Genomic DNA, 4969 nt, shown 5'->3' on the forward strand with positions numbered 1-4969 from the left:
CGGCGAGCAGCTCGAGCAGCAGGCGCCGCTCACGGGGTGCGGCGGTGGACCGGGCCTCGTCGGAGAGTGCGGCGATCGGCTTGTCGGTGGCGTCGCGACGCCCGACGAGCCACATGCGGCGCGGCGCGTCGAGCCACGCGCCGGCGAGCACGGCCCAGCGCTGCGCGGGCGGCGCGTTCGACCAGCCGTCGGCGGCGGTGGTCGGCGCCCAGTAGTCGTCGATGTCCGTGGTCGGCGCCGGCTGCGGCATGCCCCGTGCGATCAGTCCGGCGGCGGCGAGCACCTCGACGAGCAGCGCGGCGAGCTGCTCGTCCACGTCGACGGTCTTGGCGAGGCGACGCAGCTCCCGTACCCCGAGACCCCCGGACTTGAGCGCGGGAGCGGGGAGGGCGCCGAGCGCGTCGATCAGGTTCTCGCAGTGCCGCAGCAGCTCGAGGGCGGCACCCGCCGCGGTGGCGTTGACGTCGGCGACGACGTGCGTCGCGGGCAGCGGCCGGGGCGGGGTCAGGGCGGCGGGGTCGAACGGCGCCTCGTCGCGCAGCGCCTGACCGACGCGGTGCGGCAGTTCGACGGTCTCGTCGTCGAGCCGGATCAGCAGGCCGGCCGCGATCAGGCGCTGCACGGGCCGGTCGGCGGGTGTGTCCGGTGCGGCGTCGCGGGTCCGGCCGACGGGGGAGGTGCGCGCCAGCGTGTCGAGCAGGCTGCGCCGGGCCGGGTCGAGGTCGGCGAGGACGGCGCCGAGGTCCTGTGGGTCGGGATCGGGGTCGGGGCCGCGCCCGAGGCGCCAGGGCACGGTCGCGGCGGCGGCCTCGACGACCCGCAGCCCCTCGGCCGGGCCCCATACGAGGGAGAGCCGGCGCAGGGCCTCGAGCGACCGGTCGACGTTCTTGGCCGTGACCCGACCGGAGAGGGAGTCGAGCAGAGCGCGGCGCGTGACGGGCACCCGGTCGGCACCCAGCCGGGTCAGGGCCTCGACCACCCCGAAGTCGAGGACGGAGAGCTCGTCGGCGGCGCGGAACACCGACGCGCGCTGTTGTGCGCGGCCGGCCAGGACGGTCATCGTGGCGGGTGGCGGGACCACCAGGTCGGGGCGGGCGCGCAGGAGCTCGCCGAGGTCGGCGTCGCGGCGGTCGGCGAGCCAGCGGGCGAGTGACTCCGGGCCGGTCTCCGGCGCGGCGGGGTCGGTGGCGGTCATCGACACCAAGATTAGAGACCTGAAGTGGCTATCCGTGAACGTGCCTGCCAAAATGAGCGCATGGCTGACAATTCGAAGAAGCAGTACGTCGATCCGGGGTGGCCCAAGGTGGCGGACGGGGACCACGCCGTCACCGAGTTGTCCTCGACTCGTTCCGGCCCGCTGTCCCCGTACGGCGAGGAGATGGAGTTCCCGCTGCCCGTCGACGCCCTGCCGTACACCCACCCCCGCACCGTCATCAACCGCTGACCCGGATTGCAGAAGAGCCCCGCACCTGCAGGTGCGGGGCTCTTTCGTGTGGCTGTGCCGGGTGTCAGTTCGGCAGTGCGGCGTTGACCGCGTCGACGAGGTTCTGGTCGACGGCGATGCCGGCCTGGCGCAGGGCCTCGAGGCCCTGTTCGAAGCCGGCCCGCAGGCCCTGGGCCTCGGCGGGCAGGGCAGGAAGCTCGGGCGCCTCGGGGGCGGCCTCGACGACCGGGGTGTTCTGGACGGTGCCGGCGCTCGTGGACGGCGCGCTGCGCTGCGTCGGCGCGCTGCTCAGGCCGAGGCTCGAGGAGCAGGACGGCCATGCGCCCCAGCCCTGGCCGGCCAGCACGCGCTCGGCGACGACGATCTGCTCTTCACGGCTGGCCTGGTTGGCGGTCGCGGCATACTCGCCGCCGCCGTAGGCGTTCCACGTGCTGGGGGAGAACTGCAGGCCACCCTGGTAGCCGTTGCCGGTGTTGATGCCCCAGTTGCCGCCGGACTCGCACTGCGCGAGGCGATCCCAGTCGGAGTCGGGAGCGGCGTTGGCGGTGCCGCTGAAGGCGACGCCCGTGACGCCGAGAACAGCGCTGGTCAGCGCGAACTTGGCGACGGTGCGGCCGGTGTTGGTGGGTTTGCGATGGCGTCCGCTCATGTCGGTTCCGATTCCTCTCCGTACGCGCCTACGAGGTCAGCTGTCGGGTTCGGGCTGAAGAGGTAGCCCGGCCTCCTCGCCGGTGGGCGATTCGGCTTCACCCCAAGGACCGTCGCCGGGGCGGCGATCCGGGTGCCTCCTGGGAATCGGTGTTCCCTGGGAGACCGTTGGGTCCCCCGCTTCCTGCTCCCGTGGATCGTTCGTCGGGACACCCGGAATCCGCGGAGCAGGATTTGGCGCGACGGACCCGGGGTGGCCGAACCAACCGGCCGGACATGACGGTAACGGCTCGAGACGGTGATTGTCACCAATTGATAACGCCGAGCGTCGCGCCGGCGGTGCAGAGGTGCCCGGTGTGACGCGATGAAGTCGCAGGTAGGGCCGAAAGTCCATCGCCGGTCCCGGTCCGCGACCCCCTCGTTATGCCCGCGTTATGTGAGGAACGTCACATGTAACTGGGCCGGTTGTCCACCGGGACGATGTCCTTCCCGAGCGGCAGCAGCGAGATCGGCACCATCTTCAGGTTCGCGACCGCCAACGGGATGCCGATGATCGTGATCGCCATCGCGATCGCCGTCACGACATGCCCCAGGGCGAGCCAGATGCCGGCGACGATCACCCAGATCACGTTGCCGATCAGCGAACCCGCCCCCGCCGTGGGCTTGTCCACCACCGTCTTGCCGAACGGCCACAGCGCGTACACACCGATGCGGAACGCCGCGATCCCGAACGGGATGGTGATGATCAGCACGAAGCAGATCAGGCCCGCCACGAAGTACCCCAGCGCCAGCCACAGGCCGCCGAAGACCAGCCAGATGATGTTGAGCAGAATCCTCACGTGCGGTCCCTTCCGCGGGCGCGCCGGCCGGAGCGCAGCGCGAAGGTCAAGGCCAGTACGAAACCGAGCGGCCAGGCGAGAGTCAGCAGATACAGGACCAGGCCCGGCCGGCCGTCGGTGACGACGGGGGTCAGGAAGATCGCCACGACGGCGACGACCCCGACCGCGAAGCAGGCCAGTGCGGCCTTGAGCAGGCCGTTGCCCGGTACGGAAGAACTGGAGGTACCCACGCGTTCCACCGTAGTGCTTCCGCGGCCCGGCACGCCGTCGCCGGACTTTCGGAAGCGGACTGCGCCCCGGGTACACTGACGCAAGTCTGCGCGTCCCGCACTCGAAGCGGGGCGCGTTGTTTTGCATATCCACTCGTGCCCCGCGGGGCACGGCTGTCGAGGAGCGGGTGAACGCAGTGCCTACCGGCAAGGTGAAGTGGTACGACGTGGAGAAGGGCTTCGGCTTCCTGTCCCAGGAGGAGGGCGAGGACGTCTACGTACGCGCGTCCGCGCTCCCGGCCGGGGTCGAGGGCCTCAAGCCGGGTCAGCGGGTCGAGTTCGGCATGGCCGCGGGGCGTCGTGGGCCGCAGGCCCTCAGTCTGAAACTGCTCGATCCGTTGCCCTCGGTCCGCCAGGGTGGCCGGCGCGAGGCGGCTCCCCAGAAGCGGCACACCCCCGACGAACTGCACGGCATGGTCGAGGACATGATCAAGCTGCTCGAGGCCACCGTGCAGCCCGAGCTGCGCAAGGGCCGTCATCCCGAGCGCAAGACCGCCCAGCGGATCTCCGAGGTCATGCGCGCCGTCGCGCGCGAGCTCGACTCCTGACACCCGAGCGAGAGGGGCCTTCCGGTGCTGCACCGGAAGGCCCCTCTCGCGTGCGCGCTGTGGCCCGGAGCGCGTGCGCGCTGGTGCTCAGAACGTCTGGATCGCCCAGACCGGCGCCTGCTCCCCGGTCGCGGGCAGCTGCAGCACCACGTTCAGCAACTGCGCCCCGGGGTCGGACGGCACCGTCACGGCCCGGGCCTGCCCGGGCGTGTAGTCGCGGAACCCCTCGAAGATCTCGCCGGTGCGCGGATCACCGTAGGTGACGTTGAGCCGCCAGTCGGAGTCCGCGATCTCCGACGGCAGCGACAGCTGCAGCGGCCGGCCGGCCGGAACCTCGAGCATCACCGCCTCGAGACCGGCGCACGTGCCGTCGGCGCTGCACAGGCCGGGTTCGACCGTGACCGCACGGCCCTGCGCATACGCCGTCACCGTGGGCAGGCTCGGCGGTGCCGACCGGACGAGGGAGACCACGACCGCGGTGAGCCCGCCGATCGTGATCAGCGCCACGACCACCAGGATCGCGATCGTCTTCTTCGTCCGGGGCTGCAGTCTCATCGGGTTCCGTTTCTCGTCGTACGTCCGCCTGGCCGCGGGCTGCGACCGGTGGTCTCCTGGGTGGCGTGTTCCGGGCGTTTGCCACCGAAGCCCGGAACGACGGTGCCTCCACGGTAGGTGAGGATCGTCTGCGTCAGCCCGAGGGCCAGCACGACCGTGATCACGGTGAACCCGAGCCAGTACTCGGTGGGCAGCAGCACCCCCAGCGCCCCACCGAACACCCAGCTCAGTTGCAGCACCGTCTCCGAACGACCGAACCCGGACGCGATGGACTCCTCCGGGAGGTCCTGCTGCAGCGACGCATCCAGCGACACCTTGGCCAGTGCGCTCGCGCAGGACCCCACCAGCGCCACCAGTGCCGCGGTGAACAGGCTGCCGGTCGCAGCGGCCAGCGCCGCCACCACCGTCACGGCCGCGGTGCAGCGCACCACGATCAGGGCCGGCCGGCCCAGGGTGAGCCGCGCGCCGGTCGCGTTGCCGGTGAAGTTGCCGACGGCGGCAGCCGCGCCGACCAGGCCCAGCATGGCGGCCTGGACCAAGGGCTCGTGCTCGGTCCTCGACTTGGCGACGAAGGCGATGAACAAGGTCAGGAAACCGGTGAGTACCCGGATCGTGCCGTTACCCCACAGTCCGGTGAGCACGGCCCGTCCCAGCGGCTGGGGGCGG

At 71.5% G+C, this 4969-nt stretch carries 6 protein-coding genes, 2 pseudogenes and 1 riboswitch; of the genes and pseudogenes, 2 read left to right on the forward strand and 6 right to left on the reverse strand.

Annotated elements, in window-relative coordinates; genetic code table 11:
* A pseudogene (locus tag OEY_RS28345) lies at positions 1-1195 on the reverse strand (helicase-associated domain-containing protein); the annotation flags it as partial.
* 60 nt (positions 1196-1255) lie between these two features.
* Between OEY_RS28345 and OEY_RS0111205 the strand changes: the two are divergent.
* Positions 1256-1444 (forward strand): hypothetical protein, encoded by a 189-nt coding sequence (locus OEY_RS0111205; protein ID WP_003936421.1) that lies wholly within the window; start codon positions 1256-1258, stop codon positions 1442-1444.
* A gap of 64 nt (positions 1445-1508) precedes the next feature.
* On the opposite strand, the gene OEY_RS0111210 is transcribed toward OEY_RS0111205, so the two are convergent.
* The 3 genes from OEY_RS0111210 to OEY_RS0111220 form a co-directional block, all read right to left on the reverse strand.
* Positions 1509-2093, reverse strand: coding sequence for a resuscitation-promoting factor Rpf1 domain-containing protein (locus tag OEY_RS0111210; RefSeq protein ID WP_010593971.1), 585 nt, complete (start codon positions 2091-2093; stop codon positions 1509-1511).
* A gap of 9 nt (positions 2094-2102) precedes the next feature.
* Positions 2103-2327: riboswitch (cyclic di-AMP (ydaO/yuaA leader) on the reverse strand.
* A 211-nt stretch (positions 2328-2538) separates the two neighbouring features.
* Positions 2539-2931: a YccF domain-containing protein gene (locus OEY_RS0111215; RefSeq protein ID WP_010593972.1), complete on the reverse strand. Its 393-nt coding sequence runs from the start codon at positions 2929-2931 to the stop codon at positions 2539-2541.
* Positions 2928-3170, reverse strand: coding sequence for a hypothetical protein (locus OEY_RS0111220; protein ID WP_010593973.1), 243 nt, complete (start codon positions 3168-3170; stop codon positions 2928-2930). The genes OEY_RS0111215 and OEY_RS0111220 overlap by 4 nt, the downstream gene beginning before the upstream one ends.
* A gap of 167 nt (positions 3171-3337) precedes the next feature.
* Between OEY_RS0111220 and OEY_RS0111225 the strand changes: the two genes are divergently transcribed.
* Positions 3338-3748: a cold-shock protein gene (locus OEY_RS0111225; protein ID WP_010593974.1), complete on the forward strand. Its 411-nt coding sequence runs from the start codon at positions 3338-3340 to the stop codon at positions 3746-3748.
* Positions 3749-3835: 87 nt separating this feature from the next.
* On the opposite strand, the gene OEY_RS0111230 is transcribed toward OEY_RS0111225, so the two are convergent.
* Entirely contained in the window at positions 3836-4303 is a 468-nt protein-coding gene (locus OEY_RS0111230) for a DUF2771 family protein (protein ID WP_010593975.1), read from the reverse strand.
* Positions 4300-4969, reverse strand: a pseudogene (locus tag OEY_RS28350) (MFS transporter); the annotation flags it as partial. The pseudogene OEY_RS28350 and the gene OEY_RS0111230, both read right to left, overlap by 4 nt.

This window comes from Rhodococcus sp. P14 (assembly GCF_000256505.1).
GTDB lineage: Bacteria > Actinomycetota > Actinomycetes > Mycobacteriales > Mycobacteriaceae > Rhodococcus > Rhodococcus ruber.

What these genes read in the sequence shown, in the direction of transcription:
- OEY_RS0111205 (WP_003936421.1), top strand. Translation starts at nt 1,256, where the DNA reads ATGGCTGACAATTCGAAGAAGCAGTACGTCGATCCGGGGTGGCCCAAG.
- OEY_RS0111210 (WP_010593971.1), bottom strand. Translation starts at nt 2,093, where the DNA reads ATGAGCGGACGCCATCGCAAACCCACCAACACCGGCCGCACCGTCGCC.
- OEY_RS0111230 (WP_010593975.1), bottom strand. Translation starts at nt 4,303, where the DNA reads ATGAGACTGCAGCCCCGGACGAAGAAGACGATCGCGATCCTGGTGGTC.